This is a genomic window from Alkalispirillum mobile (genome assembly GCF_003664325.1).
Taxonomy (GTDB): domain Bacteria; phylum Pseudomonadota; class Gammaproteobacteria; order Nitrococcales; family Halorhodospiraceae; genus Alkalilimnicola; species Alkalilimnicola mobilis.
Map to the genome: position 1 here is coordinate 163,812 of NZ_RCDA01000001.1, position 13,697 is coordinate 177,508.

The 13,697-nt window shown below is 68.4% G+C and carries 11 protein-coding genes; 5 read left to right on the forward strand and 6 right to left on the reverse strand.

Annotated features, from left to right (window positions below; genetic code table 11):
- The first annotated feature begins 103 nt into the window (after positions 1–103).
- Positions 104–1,861, forward strand: a complete 1,758-nt coding sequence (locus tag DFR31_RS00825) for a SulP family inorganic anion transporter (RefSeq protein ID WP_121440774.1) — start codon at positions 104–106, stop codon at positions 1,859–1,861.
- 40 nt (positions 1,862–1,901) lie between these two features.
- On the opposite strand, the gene msrA is transcribed toward DFR31_RS00825, so the two are convergent.
- The 3 genes from msrA to DFR31_RS00840 are packed head-to-tail and all read right to left on the reverse strand — an operon-like array spanning position 1,902 to position 4,175.
- On the reverse strand, positions 1,902–2,441 hold the full coding sequence (gene msrA, locus DFR31_RS00830; protein ID WP_121440775.1) for a peptide-methionine (S)-S-oxide reductase MsrA: 540 nt from the start codon (positions 2,439–2,441) through the stop codon (positions 1,902–1,904).
- 31 nt (positions 2,442–2,472) lie between these two features.
- The gene (locus DFR31_RS00835) at positions 2,473–3,450 is read right to left on the reverse strand and encodes a sigma-54 interaction domain-containing protein (protein WP_121440776.1); all 978 of its coding nucleotides are present in this window, start codon (positions 3,448–3,450) and stop codon (positions 2,473–2,475) included.
- A gap of 17 nt (positions 3,451–3,467) precedes the next feature.
- A complete protein-coding gene (locus DFR31_RS00840) occupies positions 3,468–4,175 on the reverse strand; it encodes a sulfite exporter TauE/SafE family protein (RefSeq protein ID WP_121440777.1) in 708 nt (235 codons plus the stop codon).
- A gap of 180 nt (positions 4,176–4,355) precedes the next feature.
- Here DFR31_RS00840 and DFR31_RS00845 point away from each other — a divergent pair, with 180 nt between their 5' ends.
- The 4 genes from DFR31_RS00845 (at position 4,356) to DFR31_RS00860 (ending at position 9,703) form a co-directional block, all read left to right on the forward strand.
- Positions 4,356–5,045, forward strand: a complete 690-nt coding sequence (locus tag DFR31_RS00845) for an ABC transporter ATP-binding protein (RefSeq protein WP_121440778.1) — start codon at positions 4,356–4,358, stop codon at positions 5,043–5,045.
- On the forward strand, positions 5,045–7,576 hold the full coding sequence (locus DFR31_RS00850; protein ID WP_211328213.1) for an ABC transporter permease: 2,532 nt from the start codon (positions 5,045–5,047) through the stop codon (positions 7,574–7,576). Before DFR31_RS00845 ends, DFR31_RS00850 begins: the two co-directional genes overlap by 1 nt.
- The gene (locus DFR31_RS00855; RefSeq protein ID WP_121440779.1) at positions 7,576–8,736 is read left to right on the forward strand and encodes a lipocalin-like domain-containing protein; all 1,161 of its coding nucleotides are present in this window, start codon (positions 7,576–7,578) and stop codon (positions 8,734–8,736) included. The genes DFR31_RS00850 and DFR31_RS00855 overlap by 1 nt, the downstream gene beginning before the upstream one ends.
- 70 nt (positions 8,737–8,806) lie before the next feature.
- Positions 8,807–9,703: a universal stress protein gene (locus tag DFR31_RS00860; protein ID WP_121440780.1), complete on the forward strand. Its 897-nt coding sequence runs from the start codon at positions 8,807–8,809 to the stop codon at positions 9,701–9,703.
- A 46-nt stretch (positions 9,704–9,749) separates the two neighbouring features.
- On the opposite strand, the gene glpK is transcribed toward DFR31_RS00860, so the two are convergent.
- The 3 genes from glpK to thiC form a co-directional block, all read right to left on the reverse strand.
- Complete coding sequence (gene glpK / locus DFR31_RS00865) at positions 9,750–11,237, reverse strand: glycerol kinase GlpK (RefSeq protein WP_121440781.1); 1,488 nt, start codon at positions 11,235–11,237, stop codon at positions 9,750–9,752.
- A gap of 119 nt (positions 11,238–11,356) precedes the next feature.
- The gene (locus DFR31_RS00870; RefSeq protein WP_121440782.1) at positions 11,357–11,644 is read right to left on the reverse strand and encodes a hypothetical protein; all 288 of its coding nucleotides are present in this window, start codon (positions 11,642–11,644) and stop codon (positions 11,357–11,359) included.
- 142 nt (positions 11,645–11,786) lie between these two features.
- Complete coding sequence (gene thiC, locus DFR31_RS00875; RefSeq protein ID WP_121440783.1) at positions 11,787–13,682, reverse strand: phosphomethylpyrimidine synthase ThiC; 1,896 nt, start codon at positions 13,680–13,682, stop codon at positions 11,787–11,789.
- Positions 13,683–13,697: the final 15 nt, after the last annotated feature.

Here is a 13,697-nt window from a genome sequence, read left to right on the forward strand (position 1 = left end):
CCGCTGATTCCCGTGCTGCTCCTTTGCGACCGGTGCTCGCCGACTAATCCTTTTTCACACGGGTTTTGCCCGCTACGGGGCTATTCTTCACTGGAGGTTTTGCTTGGAGGTTCGCTCCGGGAGCAGCAAAGCGGGGCATCGGTTGCCCCTGTTCGGTTGGTTGCGTGGCTACCGCTCGGAGTATTTCGCCGGTGATGTAATCGCCGGCGCGGTGGTGGCCGTCATGCTGGTGCCGCAGGCCATGGCCTACGCAATGTTGGCCAACCTGCCCCCGCACGTCGGGCTGTACGCCAGCATTATCCCCCCGATTGCCTACGCCCTGTTCGCCAGCAGTCGCGCCCTGGCCGTCGGGCCGGTGGCCATCGTTTCGCTCATGGTGGCGAGTGTGGCGGGGACGGTGGCCGTGCCCGGTACCGCCGAGCACCTGGGCGCGGCGGTGGCCCTCGCCCTGCTCTCCGGGGTGGTGCTTCTGGTCATGGGCATGGTCCGGCTGGGGTTCGTGACTCAATTCCTCAGCCATCCGGTGCTCTCCGGGTTCATCACCGCCGCGGCGATTCTCATCGGTTTCAGCCAGTTGCGGCACGTCCTCGGGGTAGAGGGGGGCGGCAATAACCTACCCACCATGCTCTGGGCGTTGGCCCAGTCGGCAGCAGATATCAACCCGGTCACGTTGTTGCTGGCGGTGGGCAGTGTGGCGCTGCTGCTTTTGATGCAGGGGCCCTTCAAGCGGCTTCTGACCGGGCTGGGCCTGTCTGCTGCAATCGCCGGCTTAATGGTGAAGACGGCCCCGCTGGTGTTGGTGGTCCTCGCTTCCGCGGCGGTTGCGCTGCTGGGCCTGGACCAACGCTACGGGGTCAGTGTGGTGGGTGCCGTACCGGAAGGCCTGCCCGGCATCGCCATGCCTGCCGTTGATTTGCCGCTTTGGCGGGAACTGCTCTGGGGGGCCATTCTCATTGCATTGGTTGGGTTCCTGGAGAGCGCCTCCGTGGCCAAGTCGCTGGCGGCGAAGGACCGGGAGCGGATAGACCCTGATCGGGAGCTCAAGGGCCTGGGGTTGGCGAATATCGGGGCTTCGTTCTCCGGGGGCTACCCGGTCACCGGCGGTATCTCGCGCTCGGTGGTCAACTACACGGCGGGGGCGCGCACCCCCCTGGCGGGGGTCATCAGCGCCTTGTTAATCGTGCTGGTGTTGTTGTTCTTCACACCCTGGCTGGCCTGGCTGCCTCACGCCAGTCTGGCCGCCATCATCCTGGTGGCCGTGGTGGGCCTGGTGGATCTGCATACCCCCCGGCGGATCTGGGAGTACAGCCGCAGTGAGTTCCTCACCCTGGTAACCACCGGCGGAGTGGTGTTGCTGGTCGGGGTGGAGGCCGGCATCGTGGCCGGCGTGCTCCTCTCCCTGGGCCTCTACCTGTGGCGGACCAGCCGGCCACACATGGCCGTGGTCGGCCGGGTGCCGGGCACGGAGCACTACCGAAACGTGGAGCGCCACGAGGTGAAGACGGACCCCCGGGTGCTGCTGGTGCGGGTGGACGAGAACCTCTACTTCCCCAATACCCGTTATCTGGAGGACCGGCTGCAGGGTCTGGTCTGGGGCCAGGGCGGGGTGGAGCACGTGGTCCTGATCTGCAGCGCCGTCAATTTCATCGACGCCAGTGCGTTGGAAACCCTCGAGGAGCTGGCGGAGCAGTTCGCGGACAGTGGGGTCACGCTGCACCTGGCAGAGGTGAAGGGCCCGGTGATGGACGGGTTGGTGCGGGCCGGTTTGCCGGAGCAGCTCCGTGGCGGGCAGATCTTCTTGAGCACCCACCAGGCGATGGAAACCCTGGGCACCCGATCCCGGTGGGTCATCCCCACCTGATGGGGCGCGGCGCCCCGCTTGCGCGCCCGTCCAGGTGGTTCTATTTGGCCAGCAGGTGCCGGAATTGCGCCTGCGCCTTGCCGAGCTTCGGTGCGATGACCATCCTGCAGTAGGGCTGGGCACCGTGTTGCCGGTAGTAGTCCTGGTGCTCCGGTTCGGCGGGGTAGAAGGCGGGCAGCTCGGTGACCTCGGTGACCAGCGGGGCCGGCCAGTCGGCGGCCACCTCTGCCATGATCTCTCGCGCGGTCTCGGCTTGCTGGTCGTCGTGGGTAAATATGACCGAACGGTACTGGGTGCCGATATCCGCACCCTGGCGGTTCAGCGTGGTCGGGTCGTGGATCACGAAGAACACCCGCAACAGGTCCGCGTAGCTGATTTTATCGGGGTCGAAGGTGATCTGAACCACCTCGGCGTGGCCGGTGGCCCCCGAACAGACCTGCTGGTAACTGGGGTTCGGCCGTTTACCGCCCGCGTAACCGGAGACCACGCGATGGACACCGCGCAGTTGTTGGAAGACCGCCTCCAGACACCAGAAGCAGCCCCCGCCGAGGGTTGCCTGCGCCCGTTTTGCCTCAGTCATGGGTGTGCCTCTCAGCCAAGCAGAGTGGTGGTCAGGCAGAGAGCAGCGGCGTGCGCTGCATGCCGGCTATCTCTTCCTGTAACCCGTACTTTTTCATGCGGTAAAGCAGTGTATCCCGTGTCAGCCCGAGAAGGCGCGCAGCGCGGCTCCGGTTACCCTCCGTGCGCGCCAGCGCCTGGCGGATCAGGTCGGCCTCCAGTTCGTCCATTCTTACCCCCTCAGCCGGCAGCCGGAAGCTGTTGCCGGCTCCGCCGGTGGTGCGGAGCGCCGCCGGTAAGTGGTCGGGTTCAATGGTCTGGCCGGCGTGCAGAATGACGAGGCGTTCGCAGGTGTTGCGCAGCTCACGGACGTTCCCCGGCCAGGCATAGGCCTCCAGGCATTGTCGGGCCGCGCACGAAAGCCGGGGACCGGGGAGGCCGTGCTGACCGGCCAGCGTCTCCAGGAAATGGCTCAGCAGGGCAGGGATGTCGCTGGGCCGCTCGCGCAGGGCGGGCAGCTCCAACGGGATGACCTGCAGGCGGTAATAGAGGTCCGCCCGGAAGCGCCCCGCCGCCACGTCCTCGTGGAGATCCCGGTGGGTCGCGGCCACCACCCGGGTGTCCACGGCCTGCGGCCGGGTGGCCCCCAGGGGCTGACACTCGCCCGATTCCAGAAAACGCAGTAGCTTGGCCTGGACCGCTGCCGGCAACTCGCCGACCTCGTCCAGAAACAACGTGCCCCCGTCCGCGGCCGCGATCCGGCCGTCGTGGGCATCGACCGCGCCGGTGAAGGCACCGCGCCGATGGCCAAAGAGTTCCGACTCGGCCAGGCCTTCGGGCAGCGCCGCGCAATTGACCGCGATGAAGGGGGAACCTGCACGGGGGCTTTCGTCGTGGAGGGTGCGCGCCAGCAGTTCCTTGCCGGTGCCGCTTTCCCCGAGGATCAGTGTCGTGACATCGGTGCTGGCGACCAGTCGTGCCGCGCGCAGGACCGACTGCAATTCCGGAGACTTGCCGAGCATTCTGTTCATCGTATAACCCCAGACTCCTACGGCCCCCCGAGGGCCTCCGTGCCGTAAAAGTGGCCCGGAACGGTGACCGTTGCCACTGCCATCAATATAACGGTAACCCCGACGATGCGTCGGATCATTGGCCTGCGGACAAAGCGGGCCAATGTCCCGGCCATGACGCCGGCAGTGACCATCGCCGGCATAGTGCCCAGGCCGAAAAAGAACATGAACGCGGCGCCTTCCACGGCGCTGCCGGCGGACAGGCTGAAGATCAGCGCCGAGTAGACCAGGCCACACGGCAACCAGCCCCAGACAAGGCCGAAGAGATAGGCCTGGTGGACGCCGCGCACCGGAAGCATGCGCCGGCCCAGCGGTTCCAGTCGGCGCCACAGGGGCAGACCGACCCGCTCTATCCGGGCCAGGCTCGGGAACCAGCCGGCTATGTAGAGCCCGATCCCCACCAGGAGGGTTGCGGCCACCACCTGCACCACGAACTGCCCCTGGCCACCCAGCCCGACCAGCAGGGTGCCGCCCAGTGCCCCGGTGATGGCCCCGGCTATGGAGTAGCTGGTGATCCGGCCGAGGCTGTAGGCCGTGCTGTACAGCGGGAGCAGGCCGCCCCGTTTGCGCACTTCCGGGGCCAGGCTGAATGTCAACGCCCCGACGATGCCGCCGCACATGCCCAGGCAGTGCACCGTGCTGAACAGACCGACCAGAAACGCGATGATGAGCGGAGGGTATTCCAAGACAGCTCCCTGACTGACGCGATAAGCTAGCCCCGCCAGGCGGTGCGCCCGGGGCGCGACCGATCGGCCTGCCGGGCCCGTACCGCCTGTCTTGGCGGTTATGGTACATCTTTTCCCGAGCAGCGGGTTGCGACAGCTTGCCACGGAGATGAAGGTGCCGGCGGCACCAGGAGACAGGGGATGCGCGTCAGCCTGCAGGGCCTGAGCAAAGGGTACGCGGAGGGCGGCCAGCAACGCGTCGTGCTCGACGGCGCCGCGTTGGATGTGGCGCCCGGCGAGCACGTGGCGTTGATCGGGCGCAGCGGGTCCGGCAAAAGCACGCTCCTGAACCTGATCAGCGGGATGGACCGCCCGGATGCGGGCCGTGTCCTGCTGGGCGATACCGAGCTGAGCAGCTTGGGTGAGGGTGAGCGGACCCGCTTCCGGCGCCACCATGTCGGTTTTGTTTTCCAGTTCTTCAACCTGATCCCCACGCTGACCGTCCTGGAGAACCTGCTGCTACCGCTGGAGCTGGTGGGCGAGCGCCACGCCTCCGGGAGGGCGAGGACATTGCTCGAGGCGGTGGGCCTGGGCGACCGGGCGGATGCCTTCCCGGAGCGCCTGTCCGGCGGCGAGCAGCAGCGGGTAGCCCTGGCCCGCGCCTTGGTCCACCGGCCCGCGCTGTTGCTGGCCGATGAGCCCACCGGGACCCTGGACGCCGAGACCGGCGCCCAGGTGCTCGCCCTGTTGCAGCAACTGGTTCGGGCAGAGGGCATGACGCTCATCACCGTGACCCACAGCCAGGAGGTCGCGGCGGCCGCTGACCGGGTCTACCGGCTGGTGGCGGGGCAACTGCAGTGGGTGGATCGGGCGGAAGGGGTGCGTGTCTGATGCACCTGCTCCGGCGTGCGGGTCTCCGCTACCTGCTCGGTCATCGTTGGCAGGTCGCCCTGGCAGTCCTGGGGATTACCCTCGGTGTGGCCGTGGTGACGGCGGTGGACCTGGCCAACCGCAGCGCCCTGCAGGCCTTCCAGCTTTCTGCCGACGCCCTCACCGGGGAGGCAACGCACAGCATCACGGCGGGAAGCGAGGGCTTCGACGAGGCCCTCTACCCCTGGCTGCGGGTGGAGCAGGGCGAGCGGCGCGCCAGCCCGGTAGTGGAGGGGTACGCGGAGGATCTCGACCAGGCTGCGCGTGTCTGGCGCATGCTCGGCGTGGACGCTTTCGCCGAGTCCGAGGTGCGCCCGGGGCTGGGGGGTATCGCCGGGCAGGCCGATCTCGCGCTGTTCATGGGCCGCGACGACCACGTGTTGATGCTGGAGGATGCGGCTGCCGAGCTGGACCTGCAGCCGGGAGACCGGTTGCGCTTGCGCGTTCAGGGCCGGGAACGGGCAGTAGTGCTCGGCGGCACCCTGGCCACGGCCCGACCCGTTGACCGGCAGGGGCTGCACGATGTGCTGATCATGGACATCGCCGCCGCGCAGGCGCTGCTCGGCCGGACGGGGCGCCTGGACCGTATCGACCTGGTCCTGCCCGATGAGGGGCGGGCGGCGACGCTGGCGGAGGACCTGCCCGACGGCGTGCAGCTGCGCCCGGCCGAGGCCCGGTCCAGCGCCCTGCTGGATATGAGCCGCGCCTTTCGTCTCAATCTGACCGCCTTCAGCCTGCTGGCGCTCCTCGTCGGGGCCTTCCTGATCTATAACGCCATGACCTTCGCTGTCGTGCAGCGGCGGGCGCTGTTCGGTCGGCTGCGCGCCCTCGGAGTGGATCGGGTGCAGATCCTCCGCCTGGTGCTGCTGGAGGCGGCTGTCGTTGGGCTTGTCGGGAGCGTGCTGGGGCTGGTCGTGGGGTGGTTGCTCGCCCAGGGGCTGGTGGGTCTGGTCACGCGCACCATCAACGATCTCTATTTCGTAGTGCAGGTCCGCGGCGTGGCGCTCTCCCCGCATAACCTGGCTTTGGGGCTGGCGCTGGGGATGGGCGCGACGCTGGTGGCGGCCCTTTTGCCCGCCAACGAGGCAGCCCGGTCACCGCCGCGGGCGACCCTGAGCCGGGCCGACCTGGAAGGCCGCAGCCGGGCCCGGGCCCCGCGCTTGGCCGGCGCCGGGGTCGGCGCAATCCTCCTGGGCAGCGCGCTGCTCCTGGTCAGTCCGGCGTTACTGGTTGCCTTTGTCGGAATTTTCCTGCTCCTGATGGGGGCGGCCCTGATGGTGCCCTGGTTGGTGTTGCGCAGTTCCCTCGCGTTGGCGCGTCCGGCCGGTGCACTGTTCGGCCTGCCCGGGCGCATGGCGGCGCGCGGCCTGTCGGCCGGGCTCTCCCGCAGTGCGGTGGCCGTGGCGGCGCTGATGATCGCGATCAGCACGGTGGTCGGCGTCGGCGTGATGGTGGATAGCTTCCGGGGCACCTTCGAACGGTGGCTGGATGCTAGTCTCGCCGCCGATGTCTACATCGCGGCCCCCAGCGTCACCGGCGAGGCGTCACCCCCGCTGGCGCCCGGTCTGCCGGAGGCGTTCGCTGGCGTCGAGGGCGTTGAGCGCATTACCACCGGGCGCTACCTGCGCCTGGCCCGGGGCGGGGAGGATTGGCGTCTGCGCGCCTACGACCTCGGGCGGGACCGGGCGGATGGCTTCATGTTCCGCGAAGGTGACCCGGCCCTGTGGGCGCGCCTTCGCGAGGAGGACGCCGTGCTGGTCACCGAGCCCTTTCAGTCCCGCCACGGGGTCGGCACGGGGGACTCGCTGACCCTGCCCACGCCGGCCGGGGAGCGCTCGTTCACCGTGGTCGGTGTCACCTACGATTACACCACCAGCGAGGGGGCCGTGATCATGGCTGCCGAGCGCTACCGGTCGATCTGGGAGGATGAAACGGTGAACAGCGTGGCCGTACACGCCGCTGCCGGCACCGACACCGCGGAGCTAGTGGCGCGCCTGCGGTCAGCGGCCGGCGAGGCGCAGGCGTTGCGCTACCGGCCCAGTGCGGAGATCCGGCAGATCTCGCTGGATGTCTTCGACCGCACCTTCACCATCACCCACGTGCTGCGCCTGCTGGCCACGGGGGTGGCCGTGGTGGGGGTGCTGGGCGCCCTGCTGGCCCTGGCCCTGGAGCGGTCGCGGGAAATGGCCGTGTTGCGGGCCATGGGGTGCTCGGTACAACAGGTCCGTCGGCTGATCCTCGGTCAATCGCTGTTTGCGGGCGGGTTGTCTGGCCTGTTGGCGCTACCGTTGGGCCTGGCCCTGGCGGTGGCGCTGACCCAGACCATCAACCAGCGCGCGTTCGGCTGGAGCCTCGGTGTCCACGTGGACCCCCTGCTGCTCCTGCAGGCGGTCGCGCTGGCGGTGCTGGCGGCCCTGTTGGCGGGGTGGTACCCGGCCCGGCGCATGGCCGCCACCCCGCCGGGCGACGCACTGCGCGAGGAGGTGGAGTGATGGGGCGGGCGCGATTTTTCCCGGCATTACTGCTGGCCGGTGCCGTGCCGATCGCCGGGCTAACGGGGTGCGGCGACCGGGAGCCCCCGGAGGACCCGGCACCCATGTCAGTCACCGGCGCGCTCTCGGGCGAAGACCAGGTGGCCGGCTTGGCCCGTGTGGAGGGCCCCGAACCGCTGGTCTTTCCCCGGGACCACGGTCCCCATCCGGGGTACCGCCATGAGTGGTGGTATGTCACCGGCCACCTGTTTGACGGCGAGGATCGGCATTACGGCTTCCAGGTGACCCTATTCCGATTCAATGTCGCGCCCGAGTCGACCCCGGAGCGCCCCTCCGCCTGGGCGACCGACCAGCTGTGGATGGGCCACTTCGCCATTACCGATACCCAGGGCGAGGCGTTCCACCACTTCGAACGACTCTCCCGGGGTGCGCTGGAGCTGGCCGGCGGGCAGCCCGACCCGTTCCGCATCTGGCTGGAGGACTGGTCACTGGCAGCGGACGACGACAGCCCGGGGCCCTTCCCGATGCGGGTGCGGTTCCAGCAGGATGGTTTCGGTGTCGACCTGCGGCTGGAGGCGGAGAAGCCGATGGTGCTGCAGGGGGATGGCGGCTACAGCCAGAAGGGGCCGGAGCGGGGCAACGCGTCGCGTTACTTCTCCTGGACCCGGTTGGCGGCGGAGGGTCGCCTGACGCTGGAGGGCGATGAGCGGCGTGTGGCGGGGCAGGCCTGGAAGGACCGGGAGTGGGGCACCAGTGCCCTGGGCGAGGATCTGGCCGGCTGGGACTGGTTCTCCGTGCAACTGGATGATGGCCACGAGCTGATGTTCTACCACTTGCGCCGGGAGGACGGCGGTGTCGACCCCATCAGCAAGGGGCTATGGGTGACGCCGGCGGGCGACAGCCGGGTGCTCGGCCTGGAGGACGTGGACCTGGTAGCCACCGACGAATGGCAGAGCCCGGACGGGCAGGCGACCTACCCGGGTGGGTGGCAGCTGACGCTCCCGGAAGAGGGATTGGCGTTGGAACTGCGACCAGTGGTCGCAGACCAGGAACTCCGAGCCGGGGTCTTCCGCTACTGGGAGGGGGCGCTGGCGGTGTCCGGGGAACGGGCCGGGCAGCCGGTGAGTGGCCATGGATATGCGGAACTGACCGGATATTGACTGTCAGTTATGCAACAATACTCAGAGCACGACATGACATGCGTAGCATCCGGACAAGAGCGAACGGGACATGACCATTAAGAAAATCGTCTACGCCACTGATCTCTCCCGCCGGGCGGACCGAGCCGGTCGCCGCGCCCTGCAACTGGCCACCGACTACAATGCCGAACTGCTGGCGCTGAGCGTGGTCGAGGCGGACCTGCAGGAGGAAAGCCTGGTCCGCCTGATGCGAGGCAGCCCCGAGCAGGTTGCCCAGCAGCTGGTGGACGGGACCGACTCGGCCCTGGCCGAGCACATGGAAAAGCTCGGCGTGGTGGAGGGGGGCTCGGTACAGAGCCGGGCCGTATTGGGGAATGGCTACAAGACCATTCTCAGCGAGGCCAAGGCCTTCGGTGCCGACCTGCTGGTGGTCGGTGCCCACGGCCACCACCACCTGCGGGATATCTTCCTCGGCACCACGGCCGAGAATCTGGTGCGGAACACCGATCGGCCGATCCTGGTGGTCAAGAACGAGCCCCAGGGGCGCTATCGCAAGGTGCTGGTGCCGGTGGACTTCTCTGAGCGGTCACGCCATGCACTGGAGATGGCCACCACGTCGGTGGCGGAGGACGGCATTGTTCAGGTGCTGCACGTCTTCAACACCGCGCCGCTGGACCGGATCTACCGGACCGGGGCCGACGACGAGACCGTCCGCCGCATCCATCAGCAGGCCATGGCCGAGACGCAGCAGGACCTGTCGGCGTTCCTCGCCAACGCGAACGTGGACCTGAGCCGGGTGGAGTCCACCATTCGGGTGGGCTATCCGCCGTTGGTCATTGAGGAGGCGGCCAACGCCTTGAACGCGGAACTGCTGGTCATGGGCACCCATGGCCGCAAGCACTGGCAGGACGTGCTGCTTGGCGGTGTGGCGCGGCGCGTGGTGCACCAGGTGCGGTGCGACGTGTTGCTGTCCCGCGGCAAGAACTAAAACCCGACCAGCACCGCCCTCCCGGTGGTGTGGGCCCGGGGCTCGCTCAGTCCTCTTCCCGCGCCCACCCTCCGGCCCGGGCTACGGCCCGGTGCCAGACGCCCATCCGCTGCTCCACTTCGTAACGGGAGAGCTGTGGGTCGAAGCGCGTAAGGTGCTCGTCCCGGGCCGGTGAGGAACCGTTCAGGCCGACCCCGCGGGCAGCCAGCGCGGCAGCGCCGGCGGCGGTGGCCTCGGTGTCGGCTGGCCGTGCCACCGGCGCGCCCAACAGGTCCGCCTGGAACTGCATAAGCAGGTTGTTCGTGCTGGCACCACCATCTACCCGCAGCTGTTTTACGGCCATGCCGGCGTCTATCTCCATGGCGCCGATCACCTCCGTGGCCTGGAATGCAACGCTTTCCAACGCGGCCCGCGCGATGTGCGGGCGTTCGGTGCCGCGGGTCATGCCCACCAGTATGCCGCGCGCGTCCGGATCCCAATGGGGCGCACCGAGCCCTGCGAAGGCCGGGACCAGGTAAACGCCCCCGGTATCCGGTACCTGGCGGGCCAGGGCCTCGATCTCGTCGGAGGAGCGGATCAGGCCGAGGCCGTCGCGCAACCACTGCACCACGGCACCGGCGATGAAGACGCTGCCTTCCAGGGCGTAGTCAGTGCGCCCGTCGATGCGCCACGCCACGGTGGTGAGCAGGCGGTTGGCCGAGGGTATGGGTTTGTCGCCGGTGTGCATGAGCAGAAAGGCGCCGGTCCCGTAGGTGCACTTGGCCAGGCCAGCCTCCTGGCAGCCCTGCCCGTAGAGGGCGGCCTGCTGATCACCTGCTACCCCGGCGATCGGGATGCCGTGGGGCAGCCCCTCGCAGGCAGTGGTCCCGCAGACACCGGAGGAGTCGATGATCTCCGGCAGCACCGCTGCCGGGATGTCCAGCGCGGCCAGGAGTTCTGGGTCCCATTCCACCTCATGGATGTTGCACAGCAGGGTGCGCGAGGCGTTGCTGGCATCGGTGACGTGCAGGCGGCCGGCGGTCAGTTGCCAGATCAGCCAGCTATCGACAGTGCCGAAGGCCAGTTCGCCGGCTTCGGCCCGGCGGCGCGCCCCGGGGATGTTGTCCAGTAGCCAACGGAGTTTGGTGCCGGAGAAGTAGGGGTCGAGCAGCAACCCGGTGCGTTCGCGGAACAGTCGCTCCTGGCCGTCCCGGCGCAGTTCCTCGCACAGGCGCGCGGTGCGCCGGTCCTGCCAGACAATGGCGCGGTGCAGCGGCTCGCCGGTCTGCCGGTCCCAGAGCAGGGTGGTTTCCCGCTGGTTGGTCAGGCCCAGCGCGCTGATATCGCCGCGGCTGAGGCCGGCCCGCTCCACCGCCTGAATGGCCACCGCGAGCTGGCTCTGCCAGATCTCCCCGGGGTCGTGTTCCACCCAGCCCGGTTGCGGGAAGTGCTGCTCAAAGCCCTGTTGGGCGGCGCCCAGCACGCCGCCATGGCTGTCGTAGACGATTGCACGGGAACTGGTGGTGCCCTGGTCCAGGGCCAGTATTGCCTGCATGGTGTCTGTAGCCTCTGGCTGCCGACCCCGGGTGAAGGGGCGCTGGTTGGGTTACAGACTGCAGTGTGCCACCGGCCTGAACGGGCTGCCACGCCCGGCGCAATGTGAGGGGGAGGCGGTCAGTCGATGACGCAGCCGCGGTAGACCCGCTGCGGCCGGGGTGAGGACTCCGTTGCTGATCCAGTGTCGTTCGCGCCGATGTCCTGATCCGGGGCGGAGGGGCCTAGGCTGGCCCGCAGTTCCCCGGCCAGGTGCTGCACCACCCGGCGGGTGGAGTGTGCCGAGAGCGCAAGCAGGCGGTCCATCGCGTCTGCTTCCGCCAGTCTGACCTGGTGGGCCTCAGCCAGTTCGCACCGCAACTCACGGCGGAGGGCCTGTGCGAGGGTGATCGTTGCGCGTGTGTACATGCACTACTCCTTGTCCCAAAGTCCTGGGAACAATAACGCAATGTGCATGCCAGCCCTCGGCCATAACAGAAACAGCAAGTTGCGATGATGTCACGCCCCCCGCCGCACCATGATAGTGCAGCGGGGCGCGCGATGGTTCAGGTCAGTGCTCTTCATCCTGCAGGTAAACCCGGCTGCCGCGGGCCCGGAAGGCCACCGCCTGTTCCTTCATCCCAGCCTCCAGTGCCTCCGCCTCGTCCAGGCCTTTGCGCCGGGCGAACTCGCGCACATCGTGACTGATCTTCATGGAGCAGAACTTCGGCCCGCACATGGAGCAGAAGTGGGCCCGCTTGTGGCCCTCCTTGGGCAGTGTGGCGTCGTGGTACTCCCTGGCGCGCTCCGGGTCCAGCCCGAGGTTGAACTGGTCCTCCCAGCGGAACTCGAAGCGCGCCTTGGACAGGGCGTTGTCACGGGCCTGGGCGGCGGGGTGGCCCTTGGCCAGATCGGCGGCGTGGGCGGCCAGCCGGTAGGTGACGATGCCCTCGCGTACATCGTCCCGGTCGGGCAGGCCCAGGTGCTCCTTGGGGGTGACATAGCAGAGCATGGCGGTGCCGTACCAGGCGATCTGCGCCGCGCCGATGGCCGAGGTGATGTGGTCGTAGCCCGGGGCAATGTCGGTGGCCAGCGGGCCCAGGGTGTAGAACGGGGCGTCGAAGCAAGCCTCCAGTTCCTTGTCCATGTTCTCCTTGATGAGCTGCATGGGCACGTGGCCGGGGCCCTCGATCATGACCTGCACGTCGTGTTCCCAGGCAATCTTGGTCAACTCGCCCAGGGTCTTCAGTTCGGCGAACTGCGCCTCGTCGTTGGCGTCGGCGATGGACCCGGGGCGCAAGCCGTCCCCCAGCGAGAAGGCCACGTCATAGGCCTTCATGATCTCGCAGATGTCCTCGAAGTGCTCGTAGAGGAAGCTCTCGCGGTGGTGGGCGAGGCACCAGGCAGCCATGATGGAGCCGCCCCGGGAGACGATGCCGGTGGTGCGCTCAGTGGTCATCGGGATGAAGGGCAGGCGTACGCCGGCGTGGATGGTGAAGTAGTCCACGCCCTGTTCGGCCTGCTCGATCAGCGTGTCGCGGAACACCTCCCAGGTGAGGTCCTCCGGTACGCCGTTGACCTTTTCCAGTGCCTGGTAGAGCGGCACCGTGCCCACCGGAACCGGGGCGTTGCGCACGATCCACTCCCGGGTCTCGTGGATGTGATCGCCGGTGGACAGGTCCATCACCGTGTCCGCGCCCCAGCGGGTGGACCAGATGAGCTTCTCCACCTCTTCGGCGATGGAGGAGGTGACCGCGGAATTGCCGAAATTGGCGTTGATCTTCACGCGGAAGTTGCGGCCGATGATCATCGGCTCGGACTCCGGGTGGTTGATGTTGTTGGGCAGTATGGCCCGCCCGGCGGCGATCTCGTCACGGACGAACTCCGGGGTGTAGCGCTCCGGCAGGTTCGCCCCGAAGGCCTGGCCCGGGTGGCGGGCCGTCAGCAGGCCCTGCGCCTCGAGCCGGTCCAGTGCCTGGTTTTCGCGGATGGCCACGTACTCCATCTCCGGGGTAATGATCCCCTTGCGGGCGTAGTGCATCTGGGTGACGCACTGCCCATCCCGGGCCCGGCGGGGGGTACGCACGTGCTGGAAGCGGAGGTGAGCCGTTTCCGATGCGCCGGCCCTGGCGCGGCCGTACTCCGAGCTGGGTCCGGTGAGCGCCTCGGTATCACCCCGCTCCTCAATCCAGCCGGCGCGCTGTGCCGGCAGTCCACGGACCAGGTCGATCTCCACCTCGGGGTCGCCGTACGGCCCGGAGGTGTCGTAGACCGGGAAGGGCGGGTTGTCCTCGGTGCCTGCGCTGCCGACGGTGGGCGAGAGCGCGATCTCGCGCATGGGCACGCGCACGTCCGGCCGGTTGCCCTGCAGGTAGATGCGGCGGGAGGCGGGAAAGGGGCGGGTAGCGTCGGCGTTCAGTGCCCGGGTGGCGTTCTGGACGTCACGGTCTGCTTGCTTCTGGCTCATGGTGGCTTCTCCTCC

Excerpts from the sequence above, each read along its gene's own strand:
- DFR31_RS00845 (WP_121440778.1), top strand. The coding sequence starts at position 4,356 with ATGCGCGTCAGCCTGCAGGGCCTGAGCAAAGGGTACGCGGAGGGCGGC.
- DFR31_RS00850 (WP_211328213.1), top strand. The coding sequence starts at position 5,045 with ATGCACCTGCTCCGGCGTGCGGGTCTCCGCTACCTGCTCGGTCATCGT.
- DFR31_RS00860 (WP_121440780.1), top strand. The coding sequence starts at position 8,807 with ATGACCATTAAGAAAATCGTCTACGCCACTGATCTCTCCCGCCGGGCG.
- thiC (WP_121440783.1), bottom strand. The coding sequence starts at position 13,682 with ATGAGCCAGAAGCAAGCAGACCGTGACGTCCAGAACGCCACCCGGGCA.
- DFR31_RS00870 (WP_121440782.1), bottom strand. The coding sequence starts at position 11,644 with ATGTACACACGCGCAACGATCACCCTCGCACAGGCCCTCCGCCGTGAG.
- msrA (WP_121440775.1), bottom strand. The coding sequence starts at position 2,441 with ATGACTGAGGCAAAACGGGCGCAGGCAACCCTCGGCGGGGGCTGCTTC.
- DFR31_RS00835 (WP_121440776.1), bottom strand. The coding sequence starts at position 3,450 with ATGAACAGAATGCTCGGCAAGTCTCCGGAATTGCAGTCGGTCCTGCGC.
- DFR31_RS00855 (WP_121440779.1), top strand. The coding sequence starts at position 7,576 with ATGGGGCGGGCGCGATTTTTCCCGGCATTACTGCTGGCCGGTGCCGTG.
- glpK (WP_121440781.1), bottom strand. The coding sequence starts at position 11,237 with ATGCAGGCAATACTGGCCCTGGACCAGGGCACCACCAGTTCCCGTGCA.